14 protein-coding genes are annotated in these 13,871 nt (G+C 65.1%); 7 read left to right on the plus strand and 7 right to left on the minus strand.

Annotated features, from left to right (window positions below; genetic code table 11):
- The first annotated feature begins 50 nt into the window (after nucleotides 1-50).
- Nucleotides 51-452, plus strand: a complete 402-nt coding sequence (locus ACE10Z_RS21445; protein ID WP_375789658.1) for a winged helix-turn-helix transcriptional regulator — start codon at nucleotides 51-53, stop codon at nucleotides 450-452.
- A 152-nt stretch (nucleotides 453-604) separates the two neighbouring features.
- On the opposite strand, the gene dprA is transcribed toward ACE10Z_RS21445, so the two are convergent.
- The gene (dprA, locus tag ACE10Z_RS21450; protein ID WP_375789659.1) at nucleotides 605-1,720 is read right to left on the minus strand and encodes a DNA-processing protein DprA; all 1,116 of its coding nucleotides are present in this window, start codon (nucleotides 1,718-1,720) and stop codon (nucleotides 605-607) included.
- A gap of 102 nt (nucleotides 1,721-1,822) precedes the next feature.
- Here dprA and ACE10Z_RS21455 point away from each other — a divergent pair, with 102 nt between their 5' ends.
- Entirely contained in the window at nucleotides 1,823-3,061 is a 1,239-nt protein-coding gene (locus tag ACE10Z_RS21455; protein WP_375789660.1) for an amidase, read from the plus strand.
- 51 nt (nucleotides 3,062-3,112) lie between these two features.
- Here the strand turns inward: ACE10Z_RS21455 and plsY are convergent, their stop codons facing one another.
- Nucleotides 3,113-3,709, minus strand: a complete 597-nt coding sequence (plsY, locus tag ACE10Z_RS21460; RefSeq protein WP_375789661.1) for a glycerol-3-phosphate 1-O-acyltransferase PlsY — start codon at nucleotides 3,707-3,709, stop codon at nucleotides 3,113-3,115.
- A gap of 78 nt (nucleotides 3,710-3,787) precedes the next feature.
- On the opposite strand from plsY, the gene ACE10Z_RS21465 reads away from it, so the two are divergent.
- A complete protein-coding gene (locus ACE10Z_RS21465; RefSeq protein WP_375789662.1) occupies nucleotides 3,788-3,922 on the plus strand; it encodes a hypothetical protein in 135 nt (44 codons plus the stop codon).
- 13 nt (nucleotides 3,923-3,935) lie between these two features.
- On the opposite strand, the gene ACE10Z_RS21470 is transcribed toward ACE10Z_RS21465, so the two are convergent.
- A complete protein-coding gene (locus ACE10Z_RS21470) occupies nucleotides 3,936-5,237 on the minus strand; it encodes a dihydroorotase (RefSeq protein WP_375789663.1) in 1,302 nt (433 codons plus the stop codon).
- Nucleotides 5,238-5,241: 4 nt separating this feature from the next.
- Nucleotides 5,242-6,195, minus strand: a complete 954-nt coding sequence (locus ACE10Z_RS21475; protein WP_375789664.1) for an aspartate carbamoyltransferase catalytic subunit — start codon at nucleotides 6,193-6,195, stop codon at nucleotides 5,242-5,244.
- A gap of 242 nt (nucleotides 6,196-6,437) precedes the next feature.
- Between ACE10Z_RS21475 and ACE10Z_RS21480 the strand changes: the two genes are divergently transcribed.
- From ACE10Z_RS21480 to ACE10Z_RS21495, 4 genes are all read left to right on the plus strand, one after another.
- The gene (locus ACE10Z_RS21480; RefSeq protein ID WP_375789665.1) at nucleotides 6,438-7,184 is read left to right on the plus strand and encodes a M15 family metallopeptidase; all 747 of its coding nucleotides are present in this window, start codon (nucleotides 6,438-6,440) and stop codon (nucleotides 7,182-7,184) included.
- 132 nt (nucleotides 7,185-7,316) lie between these two features.
- Nucleotides 7,317-7,730 carry a hypothetical protein gene (locus ACE10Z_RS21485; RefSeq protein ID WP_375789666.1) on the plus strand — a complete coding sequence of 138 codons (414 nt, stop codon included), beginning with the start codon at nucleotides 7,317-7,319 and terminating at the stop codon, nucleotides 7,728-7,730.
- Nucleotides 7,731-7,883: 153 nt separating this feature from the next.
- Entirely contained in the window at nucleotides 7,884-9,527 is a 1,644-nt protein-coding gene (locus ACE10Z_RS21490) for an isovaleryl-CoA dehydrogenase (RefSeq protein ID WP_375789667.1), read from the plus strand.
- Between the two features lie 128 nt (nucleotides 9,528-9,655).
- Nucleotides 9,656-10,426 (plus strand): lysostaphin resistance A-like protein, encoded by a 771-nt coding sequence (locus ACE10Z_RS21495; protein ID WP_375789668.1) that lies wholly within the window; start codon nucleotides 9,656-9,658, stop codon nucleotides 10,424-10,426.
- Nucleotides 10,427-10,503: 77 nt separating this feature from the next.
- Here the strand turns inward: ACE10Z_RS21495 and ACE10Z_RS21500 are convergent, their stop codons facing one another.
- From ACE10Z_RS21500 to ACE10Z_RS21510, 3 genes are all read right to left on the minus strand, one after another.
- Entirely contained in the window at nucleotides 10,504-11,337 is an 834-nt protein-coding gene (locus ACE10Z_RS21500) for an SUMF1/EgtB/PvdO family nonheme iron enzyme (protein ID WP_375789669.1), read from the minus strand.
- Nucleotides 11,338-11,359: 22 nt separating this feature from the next.
- Nucleotides 11,360-12,484, minus strand: a complete 1,125-nt coding sequence (gene nirK / locus ACE10Z_RS21505) for a copper-containing nitrite reductase (RefSeq protein ID WP_375789888.1) — start codon at nucleotides 12,482-12,484, stop codon at nucleotides 11,360-11,362.
- Between the two features lie 322 nt (nucleotides 12,485-12,806).
- Entirely contained in the window at nucleotides 12,807-13,424 is a 618-nt protein-coding gene (locus tag ACE10Z_RS21510; protein ID WP_375789670.1) for a TetR/AcrR family transcriptional regulator, read from the minus strand.
- Nucleotides 13,425-13,871: the final 447 nt, after the last annotated feature.

The raw sequence follows: 13,871 nt of genomic DNA on the forward strand, positions 1-13,871 counted from the left end.
CCGCCCTAAATGTGCGCAAGAACGCACATTTTTGAAACCCGAGCACAGCAATGAGACCTGAGAACATTCGTGTGCCTGCCCTTCCGCCCCTGCCTGACCAGGATCACAGCGATTGCCGCGCGGTCGCCTCCGTGCTGGCGCGGGTCGGCGACAAATGGACCGTGTTCGTGATCATGATGCTGATGGAGGGGCCGAAGCGCTTCAACGAGCTGAAGCGGATGATCAACGGCATCTCGCAACGGATGCTGACGCTCACGCTGCGCGGGCTCGAGCGCGATGGTCTCGTCACGCGCACCGTGTTTCCGACCATTCCGCCGCGGGTCGATTACGAGCTCACCGATCTTGGCCGCGGCCTGGCGAAACCGGTGAAGGCGCTCGGCGAATGGGCCTTCGCGAATCTGTCGGAGATCGAAGGCGCGCGAACGAAATTTGACGGGCGGAATGGCGATTGATGAACTTGTTATTCGTCACCCTGAGGAGGCCGCAACGCGGCCGTCTCGAAGGGTCGACGGCCACCAGCCGGGCCGTGCATCCTTCGAGACGCGCTGCGCGCTCCTCAGGATGACGGTGAGAGTGCGCGAGCGAGCCCCCAGCTTGCAGCTCGTCAAACCATCGACACCAGCCCGCCGCCGTGACGCTCGAGTCTGCCGGCGAGTTCGAGTTCGAGCAGCACCGCGCGGACGACCGCGGGCGAGACATCGGCCATCCGGATCAGATCGTCGAGGCTGATCGGGCTCGGTCCGAGCAGATTGATGATGCGGGCGCGATCGGACGTATCGGTAGCAAAATCCAGCGGCTCGTCGTCTTCGCGCGCGGACAGCATGATGGGCCGCTCCATGATCGGCGTGACCGCGCTGATGACGTCGGCGGCCTCGGTGACCAGCGTGGCGCCTTGCTTGATCAAATCGTTGGCGCCGGCGGCGCGCGGATCGATCGGCGAGCCCGGCACCGCGAACACCTCGCGGCCCTGTTCGGCGGCCATCCGCGCCGTGATCAGCGAGCCCGAGCGGTGCGCGGCCTCCACCACCACGACGCCGAGCGATGCGCCTGATATGAGCCGGTTGCGGCGGGGGAAGTCGCGCGCCCGCGGCACATGGCCGAGCGGCATCTCCGAGATCGCCGCGCCGCGTGCGAGCAGGGCGGCCAGCAAATCCTCATGCTCTGGCGGATAGATGCGGTCATGGCCGCCGGCCAGCACGGCGACCGTGCCGCTTGCAACGGTTGAGCGATGCGCCGCCTGGTCGATGCCGCGGGCGAGGCCGGAGATCACGACAAAGCCGGCGTCGCCGAGATCGCGCGCCAGCTGGCCTGCAAATTTCAGCCCGGCGCCGGACGCATTGCGGGAGCCGACGATCGCGATCATCGGGCGCGTCAGCGTGTCGCGCGCGCCGCGCACGGCAAGCAGCGGCGGCGCGTCGTCGATGGTGGCAAGCCGCGCCGGATAGTGGGCTTCCTCCGGCGCGACGAGGTCGATGCCGAACTTGGCGCAGGCCGCGAGCTCCGCAGCGGCATCGGCCTCGCTCGTGATGCGCCCGGGGCCCGATGCGCCGCCGCGGCGCGCGAGATCGGGCAGGCGCTCCAGCGCATGCGCCGCATCGCCAAAATGGCGGAGTAGCGATGCAAAGGTGCGCGGGCCGACATTGTCGGAGCGGATCAACCGCAGCCGGTTGAGCCGTTCGGTGTCGGTGAGTTCAGTGGTGCTGGGTGACCGGTCATGCATGCGGGGTCCAGCTTCGCCCAACCTGGGATTGTGATCAACCGCGACATTGGCGCTGCGGCGCGCGACGCGCTACAAGCGGTCGCCAATTCGGGGAAGCCGCCCATGATCTCACTTGCCGACCTCCAAGCGCGTATCGAACAGGGCGCGCTGTCGCCCGAGGCCGCCATCGGCCAATCGCTGCAGGCGATCGATGCGCAGGAGAAGACGATCGGCGCCTTTGTCCGCCACGACGCGAAGGCGCGTGCGCAGGATGCCGGGCCGTTGCGCGGCATTGCGGTCGGCATCAAGGACATCATCGATACCGCCGGCTTCCCGACCGAGATGGGGGCTGCGATCTACCGCGGCCATCAGCCGCGCGCCGATGCGCCGGTCGTGATGGCGTTGAAGCAGGCCGGCGCCACTATCATCGGCAAGACCACAACGACCGCGTTCGCGGCGAATGATCCGACCGCAACCCTCAATCCGCACAATCACGCGCACACGCCGGGCGGATCGTCGTCGGGCTCGGCCGCCGCGGTCGCCGCCGGGATGATCCCGCTGGCGCTGGGCACGCAGACCGGCGGATCGGTGATCCGGCCGGCCTCGTTCTGCGGCGTCGCCGCGATCAAGCCGAGCTACCGGCTGCTGCCGACCGTCGGCGTGAAGTGTTTTTCGTGGACGCTCGATACGGTGGGGCTGTTCGGCGCCGGCGTGCGTGATGTCGCGCTGGGGCTGGCGGCGATGACCAGGCGGCCTGAGCTCGTCGTGCCGTCCGAGGTCGCGGCGCCGCGCATCGGCGTGGTGACGCAGGCCTTCGCCGGCGCGCCCGATCCATCCGGCGCGGAGGCGTTGCAGAAGGCCGCGCGGGCGGCGCAGCGAGCGGGGGCAACCGTGCACGAGCTCACGATGCCGGAGATCATCGCTGAAGCCTGGCGGATTCATCCGGTGGTGCAGGAGTTCGAGGCGCATCAATCGTTCGCCTGGGAGTACGGCCAGAACTACGATGCGATGCCGCCGCTGCTGCGCGGCCGGCTCGACGAGAGCAAGGGCGGCACACCCGCCGAGTACGACGCGGCGATGGACGTCACGCTGCGCGCGCGGCAGGCGCTGGCGGCGATTTTTGGCGAGGTCGATGTGCTGCTGACGCTGTCGGCGCCGGGTGCCGCGCCGAACGGCTTGGCCTCGACCGGCGATCCCCGTTACAACCGGCTCTGGACCTTGATGGGCGTGCCTTGCGTCAATGTGCCGACGCTGATTGCCGAGGGCGGACTGCCGGTCGGCGTAACCGTGATCGCGGGCTTTGGCGGCGATGCGAAGGCGTTGGCGGCGGCGAGCTTTGTCGAGGATGCGCTGAGGAATTAGCCGCCGTCATTCCCCGGTGCGCAATTGCGCACCAGGGAATGACGGCGTGAGTTATTTCTTCTCGCCAATCTTGCCTTCGGTGCCGGCCTGCAGCCGCTTGATGTTCTCGCGGTGCATGTAGAACAACAGCAGCGTCAGCACGGCGAACAGCGAGGCGAGCGCGTTGTGGCCGAACCACCACAGGAACAGCGGCGTTACGAACGCGGCGACGAGCGCCGACAGCGACGAATAGCGCGTGGTGGTGGCGGTGCCGATCCAGATCGCGGCGAAGATCAGTGCGGCCGGCCAGAACAGGCCGAGCAGCACGCCGATATAGGTCGCGACGCCCTTGCCGCCGCGAAATTTGAGCCAGACCGGGAAGAGGTGGCCGAGGAATGCGCCGAGCGCCGCCAGCATCGCCGCGTTCGGGCCGTCGATCGAGCCCGCGATGATGACGGCGAGCGTGCCCTTGAGCATGTCGCCGATCAGCGTCGCCGCGGCGAGGCCCTTGTGGCCGGTGCGCAGCACGTTGGTGGCGCCGATATTGCCCGAGCCGATGGTGCGCAGATCCTGCGTGCCGGCGAGCCTGGTGAGGATCATGCCGAACGGGATCGAGCCCAGGAGATAGCCGATCAGGAAGGCGGCCAGCAGCAACGCGTCAGCAGACATCGCGGTGGCTCCCTGGACGGTCGGTTCGGTCCATTTTGGACAATCCCATCAATGAAATATTAACCATCGATCCGCACCATGGCCTTGGAAGTGAGGGACCTTATCATGGCTTCTGTTCGCAGGCGGCTGGAGCAGGTTTTCTTTGTCGTTTACGTCGCGGCCATCGTCGTCGGAACGACGATGGAAGCAATGTCGCAACTCGCGGCGCGCTGAGTTCCACCCCAGTTTAGACGTGTTCGTACACCGTCCGTCCGCCGACGATCGTCCGGGTCACGCGGCCCGAGAAGCGGGCGTCGTCGAACGGCGTATTCTTGCAAAGCGATTTGAGGTCGTCGCGGTCGAGCACCCAGGGGGTGTCGGCGTCGATCACGATCACGTCGGCCGGGGCGCCTGCGCGCAGCGTGCCGCCGGGCAGGCCGAGCAGTTCCGCCGGCCGCGTCGACATCGCCCGGATCAGCGTCCTGAACTCCATCTCGCCATTGTGGATCAGCCGTAGCGCCGCCGGCAGCATGGTCTGCAGGCCGACCGCGCCGCTCGCCGCCTCCGCGAACGGTAGCCGCTTGACCTCGACGTCCTGCGGATTGTGATCGCTCATCACGACGTCGATCAGCCCGGAGGCGAGAGCCGCGACCAGCGCCTTGCGGTCCTCCTCGGTGCGCAGCGGCGGCGCCAGCTTGAGGAAGGTGCGGTAGGGGCCGATGTCGTTCTCGTTCAGCGTCACGTGGTTGATCGAGACCGAGGCCGAGACATTGTAGCCGCTCTCGCGGGCGCGCTTGAGGATTTCCAGCGACTCGGTCGAGGTCAGCGAGGCCGCGTGATAGCGCCCGCCGGTCAGCCCCGCGAGCCGCATGTCGCGCTCGAGCATGATCGACTCGGCGGCGGTCGGAATTCCGGCGAGCCCGAGCCGCGTGGCGAATTCGCCCTCGTTCATCACGCCTTCACCCACCAGATGCGGGTCCTCGGTGTGATGCACGATCAGCGCATCGAAATCGCGGGCGTAGGTCAGCGCGCGCCGCATCACCTGGGCGTTGGTGACGCTGCGGTCGCCATCGGTGAAGGCGACGGCGCCGGCGGCCTTCAACAGGCCGATCTCGGTCATCTCCTGGCCCTGCATGCCCTTGGTCAGTGCCGCCATCGGGTGGATGTTGACGATCGCGGTGTCGCGGGCGCGGCGCAGCACGAAGTCGACGGTCGCCGAATTGTCGATCACGGGCGAGGTGTCGGGCTGGCAGATGATGGTCGTGATGCCGCCGGCGGCGGCGGCCTGGCTGGCGGAGGCAAAGGTCTCGCGGTGGCTGGCACCGGGTTCACCGACGAAGGCGCGCATGTCGATCAGGCCGGGGGCCACGATCTTGCCGGCGCAATTGACGATGTCGGTGCCTTCGGGGACGCCGGCAGCGCCGATGCCGCGCTTGGCGTCACGGATCACGCCGTCGGCGATCAGGACGTCGCCCGGACCGTCGAAGTCGCGGGACGGATCGATGACGCGGGCGTTGGCGAGCAGGATGGGGCGGCGGTCAGTCAGCATGGCGTCACGCGTTCGGCAGGTTGCGGGCGAGCGCTTCGAGCACTGCCATGCGCACCGCCACACCCATTTCGACTTGTTCTCGGATCAGCGATTGCGCGCCGTCGGCGACGAAGGTGTCGATCTCGACACCGCGGTTCATGGGGCCCGGATGCATCACCAGCGCATCGGGCTTGGCGTAGCCGAGCTTCTTCTGGTCGAGGCCGAAATAGTGGAAGTACTCCTGGCTCGACGGCACGAAGGAACCGTTCATGCGCTCGCGCTGCAGCCGCAGCATCATCACGATATCGGCGCCGTTCAGCCCCTCGCGCATGTCGCGCGCGACCTCGACGCCCATCCGCTCGATGCCGCGCGGCAGCAGCGTGGAGGGACCCACCACGCGGACGCGGGCGCCCATGGTGTTGAGCAGGAAGATGTTGGAGCGCGCCACGCGCGAATGCAGCACGTCGCCGCAGATCGCGATCGTCAGCCCCTCGATCCGGCCCTTGTTGCGGCGGATCGTCAGCGCATCGAGCAGCGCCTGGGTCGGGTGCTCGTGGGCGCCGTCGCCGGCATTGATCACGGAACCGTCGACCTTGCGCGCCAGCAGCTCGACCGCGCCGGAGGCGTGGTGGCGCACCACCAGGATATCGGGATGCATCGCGTTCAGCGTCACCGCGGTGTCCATCAAGGTCTCGCCCTTGCGGGTCGACATCGATGACACCGACATGTTCATGACGTCGGCGCCCAGGCGTTTTCCGGCGATCTCGAACGAGGACTGGGTCCGGGTCGAGGCCTCGAAGAACAGATTGATCTGGGTGCGGCCGCGCAGACTGGCGCGTTTCTTGTCGACCTGGCGGTTGAGCTCGACATACTCCTCGGAGAGGTCGAGCAGGCCCGTGATGTCGTCAGCGGAAAGGCCCTCGATGCCCAGCAGATGCCGGTGACCGAGGACAAAAGTCGATTTTAATGATGGGGTCATTAAAGCGAGAGCTATAGGCGCGGATGGCCGGTGGGGCAAGCGCGAAGAGGGCCCGGGGGAGTTTTCCCCGAGTAAGATGGGGCTGGGTTTCTCCGTGGACATGCCCGGGCTCGTGGCGGGCCATCCACGCCTTGCCTTTGCGGGGTTTTCCGGAACAAGACGTGGACGACCGGATTCAGGCGGAGCATAGGCGCGGTGGTGCCTTGGACGGCCATGCAGGCAGGACAGCGGAGCAAGGACTCGTGAAAATCGCCGTGATCGCATTGCTGACCTTCGGGGCGATCCCGTCTGCCTTCGCCCAGAAGCTGCCCGGCGACTTCGCGTTCCTGCGCGACATCGATCCGACCATCATCCAGGACATCCGCTACGCGACCTCCAACAATTTCATGGGGCGGCCGATCGCGGGCTATGGCGCGCCGGAATGCGTGGTGAAGCGGGACGTGGGGCTGCGGCTCAAGGCCGTGCAGCAGGAACTGGCGCGGCAAAGCCTGTCGCTGAAAATGTTCGATTGCTACCGGCCGGCCCGCGCGGTCGCCGACATGGTGGCGTGGTCGAGGAACGGCAAGGAGACTGCCGCCGAGCGCCGCTACAACCCGGCATTCTCGAAGGCGGATCTGTTCCGCCTCGGCTATATCGCCACCCACTCCGGTCATTCGACCGGCGCTGCGGTCGATCTCACGCTGGTCGATCTTGGCGCCGACAATTCGCGCAAGTTCGACCCGGCCAGGGACTATGCCGACTGCACGGCGCCGGTGACCGAGCGCGCCCCGGAGGGCAGCGTCGACATGGGTACCGGCTATGACTGCTCGGATGCGAAGGGCCACACCGCTGCCGGCGCGATCACGCCGGCGCAGCGACGCTGGCGCAACCTTCTGGTCGCGGCGATGGCCCGCCAGGGATTTGCCAACTATTCAAAGGAATGGTGGCACTTCTCGCTGCCGGGGGTCGGCGGGCCGGCCTATGATTTCCCGATCGCGCGGCCGCGCTGACGCGACGGAATTTCCTCAAATCCGAGGCGTTTTTGCAAGAGCGTGGTTGCCGTCGCGCAAGCGGCGGAGCGCGCGTTCAAGACTCCTTAATTGCCCCGCCTATCATGGGCGGGCAGAGCAGGAGCACGGAACATGCGTCTGGCGGGCCTTGCGATCATTTTGGCCGCTGCGGTTGGCGTCGTGGCCTACGACCAGTACGACAAGACCACGAACTACAAGCGGGTCGATGCGCGCATCAGCGGCGTCAACGACCAATGCTATCTGGAAAAGGTCGAGCGCGGGATCCTCACCAAGACGAAGTGGACCTCCGACATGGTCCGTTGCGAAGTTGCCGAAGTGCTGCGGAAAGAGAATCCGAAGTGGCAGGGCTACAACGTGAGGCACAAGATCGAGGTGCGCGTCGTCTATGTCTCGCCGGTCGACGGGGGCACGCACCAGTCGGTGCTGCGGATGTCGTCCTTCCCCTGCGGCCAGCCGCTGCACGCCGGCGATCTGCTTCCGGTACTGGCTTCCAGGACCAGGGTGGACAGGACGCGTTTGACCTGACCGTCTCGCTGACGTGTACTTTTTGCTGCCCCGCGCCGGATCCCAGGCTTATGATCCCCCGATTCCATTGCGCCGCTGCCGGCGCATGATCCTGGCCTGTGCAGGTCGGCGTTCCCGGCATTGTGCGCGACGAGACTGTTCCCCGAGGAGGCCATGACGCAGGCTCCGTTTGCCACCCACGATGTCTTCAATCAGTCGCCGCCCTTTTGGGATGTCGACCTCTTCACGGCGGACGCGCCGCTCGCTGCCGCCGTCGCCGCCAATGGCGGGGCGGCGGCCAGCGCAGAGCTGTCGGATTTCGGCAAGCATTGGGGTTCGGCCGTCATGGCGGAGCGCGGCCGGCTCGCCAACGAGAACACGCCGAAACTGCGAACCTTCGACGCCAGGGGCAATCGCCGCGACGAGGTCGAGTTTCATCCGGCCTATCACGAGCTGATGGCGCATTCGGCCCATGCCGGCGTGCACAACTCGACCTGGACCGCCGACGGCAAGCCGGCCGGCGGGGCGGCCGAGGTGGTGCGCGCGGCACGGTTCTATATCGCGTCCCAGGTCGAGACCGGTCATCTCTGCCCGATCACGATGACGCGTGCCTCGGTCGCGGCGCTGGCCTCGCAGCCGGACATTCTGGCGAAGACGATGCCGGTCATCGCCACGCGCGCCTACGACCCAGGCTTTGCGCCGTGGTGGACCAAGCGCGGCATGACGCTCGGCATGGGCATGACGGAAAAACAGGGCGGCACCGATGTGCGCGCCAACATGACGCGCGCCGAGCGCGATGGCGGCTTCTATCGCATCACCGGGCACAAATGGTTCATGTCGGCGCCGATGTGCGACGCGTTCCTGGTGCTCGCACAGGCCGAGCAGGGGCTAAGCTGCTTCTTCATGCCGCGCTTTGCGCCCGACGGCACCGTCAATGCGATCCACTTCCAGCGGCTGAAGGACAAGCTCGGCAACCGCTCCAATGCCTCTTCGGAGGTCGAATTCCACGGCGCCCATGCCGAATTGATCGGTGAAGAGGGCAAGGGCATCCGCACCATCATCCAGATGGTGCAGCTGACGCGGCAGGATTGCGCGATCGCGTCCGCGGGCCTGATGCGCTCCGGGCTGGCGCACGCGCTCAATCACGCGCGGCATCGCAGCGTGTTCCAGAAGCATCTCGCCGACCAGCCACTGATGCAGGCGGTGCTGTCGGACATGGCGCTGCATGTCGAGGCGTCGATCGCGCTGGTGATGCGGCTCTGCCGCGCCTTCGATCGCGCGCCCACTGACGCGGGCGAGGCCGCCTATATGCGGCTGCTGACGCCGGCGATCAAATACTGGACCTGCAAGAGCGCACCCGGCTTCCTCTATGAGGCGATGGAGTGCCTCGGCGGCAATGGCTATGTCGAGGAGGGCATTCTGGCGCGGCATTACCGGGAGTCGCCGGTCAATGCGATCTGGGAAGGCTCCGGCAACGTGATGTGCCTCGACGTGCTCCGCGCGCTCGGCCGCGAGGCCGATGCCGCGCTCGCCGTGCTGCGTGCGCTCGCCGACGAGACCAAGGGTTTGCCCGGCGCCGCCGAGGCTATTGCGTCGATCGGACAATCGTTCCGCCGGCCGGACAGCGAGCGCATTGCACGGCTGGCGGTCGAGAAGCTTGCGCTCTTGGCCGCAACCGCGGCGCTCAACCAGGTCTCGCCCAAAAATGCCGAGCTGTTCGCGGCGACACGGCTTGCCGAACGTCACGCCGGCATGTACGGCGCGGTGGACCTCTCCGATGCCGATCAGCGCGCGCTGCTGGCGCGGGCGCTGCCATGATCACATTCACCACCGTCATGCCCGGCCTTGTGCCGGGCATCCACGTCTTTGCTTCGGCGGAGCAAGAAAAGACGTGGATGGCCGGGACAAGCCCGGCCATGACGAATTGATAGAGCCGAGGTTCGCTGATGGATTCTCTCACGCCGCAAGACGCGACTGCAGCTATCGTTGCTCCGCCACGTCCCCCTCGGGTGTGGAAGTTCTGGGGCACCGCGCTGTGGGGGCTTTTGATCTTCGTCGCGATGTTCGTCGGCCAGGTTGCCGTCGTCATCTACCGCATCATCGCGCAGGGCGGAGAACTGTCGGCGGCCGGCATCACCCATGTGGTCGCCGACGGTCTGACGATCTCGCTCTCGGTCCTCGCCGGCCTGCCGATGGTGCTGCTGGCGCTGTGGTTCGCGATCCGCCGGACGGGGATCCCGTTCGCCGATTACCTCGGGCTGCGCGGGACGTCGTGGAAGAACGTGATCATCGGCGTCGTCGCGCTCGTCGTGCTGGTCGGCGCCTGGGACATGGTGTCCCGCGCCGCCGGCCGCGAGGTGACGCCGGGCTTCATGGGCGACGTGCTGAAATCGGCACAGGATCACAGCGCGCTGTGGCTTCTGGTGATAGCCTTTGCCGTGGCCGCGCCGCTCTGGGAGGAGCTGTTCGCGCGCGGCTGGCTCTATCGCGGCTGGTCGGAATCCAGGCTCGGCCCCTATGGCGCCATCCTGCTGTCGTCGATCGTCTGGACCATCATGCACCTGCAGTATGACTGGTTCTTCCTCTGTGAGGTGCTGTCGATCGGGTTCTTGTTCGGCTATTTGCGCTTCCGCACCGGTTCGACCTGGCTGACCATTCTGCTGCACGGGCTGAACAATTTTGCGGCGACGATCCAGACCTGGTGGCTGGCGGGCTGAGGCGGCCTCCAGGCCGCTGAATCACGTGAGATCGGCTTTGACAAGCCTGGCTCAAGGCTCGACATGTGTCTAACGGTTCAGGCGCGAACGAGCCGGAAGCCGAGATTGAGTGGAGGCTTGCCGACAACGCAGCCGCCGGTCCGCGGGTCACGTATGAAGTCGGTCATGTACGTCCGGTGCCGCCCCTCCACGACGCGGACGCCGCAATTGGCAATCGCAGTCTCCGCGCCAGTCGCACGAGATGCGTGGTGAACGTAACAGGTGTCGGTCCACTCCCAAACATTTCCGGCGAAATCGAATATGCCATTCTCGTTGGCCCCGAAGCTGCCAATCGCCCGCGGTGCAGCGTCAAATGGGGCGCCACGATCGATCTCGAACTCGTATAGTTGCAGCATGCGCCGGCCGGGATCGACCGCACCATCGGGATATTCGTCGACGCTAAATCGGCTGCCGGCGGCGAAGGCCCACTCCTCGTCGGTGGGTAGACGATAGGTCGTACCGAGTTGTCGCGATAGCCAGGCCGCATAGGCGGTGGCGTCCTGCCAATTGACCTTGACGATCGGCTGGTCGAACGAGTCGTGCGCAATGCGCGGGCAACCGCGATCACGCACGCAATGTTCGTAGTCGGCCACCGTCACTTGATGGATCATGATCGTGAGTGTTCGGTCCAACTGGACGATGCGCAAGGGCCCGCTCAGCGGCCTGCCGTCGCGCGTGAATTCGCCGGCAAGTCGGTAAGAGAATGGACGGGGTTGCAACGCTACCACGTTCGGCGCTTCGATCACGGCGCCCAGCTGGCTGGCGAGTGGCGGCGCAAACGCGGAGACCAACACGATTGCAACCGCCGCGAAGTACCGTGGCTTGAAATTCAGCCGTGCGACACAGCGGGTGTCGAAGGCATCGCCGGGCACTTGCCGGCGGCACACCGCTTCGTCAGTGGTCATATTGCGCCGTCGTCCTCGGCACGGCGCGCACCTGCGTGCCGATCGCTTCCGGCGGTTCCACCTGCGTCATTAGATCATCGTTCCATTGACCCTCGACTTTGAATTGGGCGGTGGCGCCGAGTTCGACGGCCTCGATCAGATTATGGGTAAGGTAGGCGTAAATCCCGGGCTGTCGGAAGGTATAGAGCGCCGCACCGGCCGATCCGCCCCGGATAAACCAGGTCTCCAGGTCGGTTTCCGGAGGATTGGAGAATTTGCCGGTTTCCCAAACATAGTCGCCATGACCGCCGATCATGTGTGGACGGGAATCCCGGTTGGCCTCGGAATGCACGATCAGCACCGTCTCGCCAACCTTGGCCGTCAGCGCGTTCTTGCCGGTGAGTGCTCCGACCCTGCCGTTGAACACGACGTGGGTAGGAACAAGTTTACGCATCACCTCCATGGTGTCCGCGTATCCTTCGGCGGCCGACGCGTACGACTTGAACTTGCCCTTTTCGTCACGAGGGACGTAGAAGTCGTTCTCGCCAACATAGTAGACGCGGTCGTAGTGCAGCGGATTGCCGTTGCGATCGGTAAGGCCCTTGCGCGGCAGTACCATGACCACGCCGCTCATGCCTGACACGACGTGCCACGGGATCATGTCGCCGCCGGGCGCGCAGTGGTAGATGAAAACGCCGGTGCGCGTGGCCTTGAAGCGCAGCACCGCCTGCTCGCCCGGATTGACGAGTGTCAGCGCGCCGCCGCCGAGCGCGCCGGTTGCCGCGTGGAAGTCGACGTTGTGCGCGAAGGAGTTCGTGCCGGGATTGATCAGCGTGACTTCGGCATAGTCACCTTCGTGAACGACCATCATTGGTCCCGGGACGGAGCCGTTGAAAGTCATTGCATGTATCGTAGTCCCCTGGTCATCGAGAGCCAGCGGCTTCTCCTCGACCGTGAGTGAGAACTCCACGATTTTCGGGCCCTGACTGGTCGCCTGTTCGTGGGGATGCACGAAGGGTGGGGCCACCGGCGCGATCCGCTCGCGAGGCAGATTGAGTTCTTCAGCCATGGCGGCTGCACTAAAGCAAAGCGCTGGAAACAGGGTGCCGAGAAGCACGACTGATCGTCGGCTCATGGATGCGTTTTCAGTGAGTGCCGATTTTTCGGTGATCATTTCATCTGTCCTCGACTCTTCTGCAGCGGCTGCGAAGCCAAGAAGGCTGTGTGAATCGCGCCTGCATGGGATAAGCCGAAGAGAGGTATGTTCAAGAACATACGGGATATGTTGAGCAACATCGCGTGATAGTTTGAGGAGCTCTGTTTCGTCTCGAAGCCTGCTTGCTGATCGAGAAGATATCGGGTTGGATTCACTGCAATCGCGCTAAATCAGCTTTGCCCACCCGATCTCTCGCGCGCGGATCAATCTCATAGCGCTTTGACGGCCGGTGTAGAACCGGTCAGGCATTGCCTCGGACCTCAGCCGACGTGAACCGCGGCCATTGCCCCAAGGAGAGTGCGATGCCGGTCGCTGCGTCGCGTAGTTCATTCGCGAGCGCGCGGTCCTCGATCGAGCGCGCCAACACCATTCCGCCGACGCACAGCGTGGCGATAGCGTGAGCCCGATATCGGGCCATCTGGCCATCGCGCCCCAGTGCTTGTTCGAAAACGTCGATCATCACCTTGAGCACCGTTTCGAACGCTTGTCGGACGCGTTCTTCCTTGCGCAGGAAATCGGTCGGAAACGCAATGAGGGGGCAGGCCCCCTCAATGTCCTCAAAATGCTCGAGCGAAAGATAGTCACGGATAAACTGCGCGGCGTTATCGACAGCACGCGGATTGACGCTGACTCCATCGCTGCCCAGCAGTTGCTTTTCGTTCAGGATATCGATGACCGCTTCCGCGTACAGATCGCCCTTGCTCTTGAAATAGCTATAAAAGCTTCCGCGCGTGAGCCCGGCACCACCCATCACGTCGTCAATCGACACCGCGTCGAAGCCGCGACTATTGAAAAGCCTTCGAGCGCTCCGCACGATCTTCTCTTTGGTCAGATGACGATGATCAGCGGGATATGACATGAAAGCGTCCTTATGCTGATTGCGTGCTGCACCTCAATCATATCCGAGCAACCTGTCAGGAAAACTGACATTTCTGACAGAAACTAAATCGGGAGCTCGGAATCCTTGCGTGAATGACGCCCTTGTTATTTTTGTCGAAGCGCCAGCGGTCTTTGCGTCGAAGCCGACATGCATCCACGTCGGCTTCGACGGCGCTCCTCAAGGGCAACGCCGGTAATTTGAGGACATGCCCTTAAAGCCCAACCGCAGCAATCACGACCGGTTTTGTGACGCGGCCAGGTCCGTTTGCAGCACAATGATCTCGGCGAGCAGCGGTGCGTCGCCGTCCATCGGAAGGTCGACGAAGGGGATGCCAGCGCCGCCCTCGAGTGCTATGATCTAGATCAATGAACGAGCGCGGGGCTGGACCGAAACCAGGCAGCGGCGGCTGTCGTCGTGCGAGCTCTT

Source organism: Bradyrhizobium sp. Pha-3 (genome assembly GCF_042258615.1).
Lineage (GTDB): Bacteria > Pseudomonadota > Alphaproteobacteria > Rhizobiales > Xanthobacteraceae > Bradyrhizobium.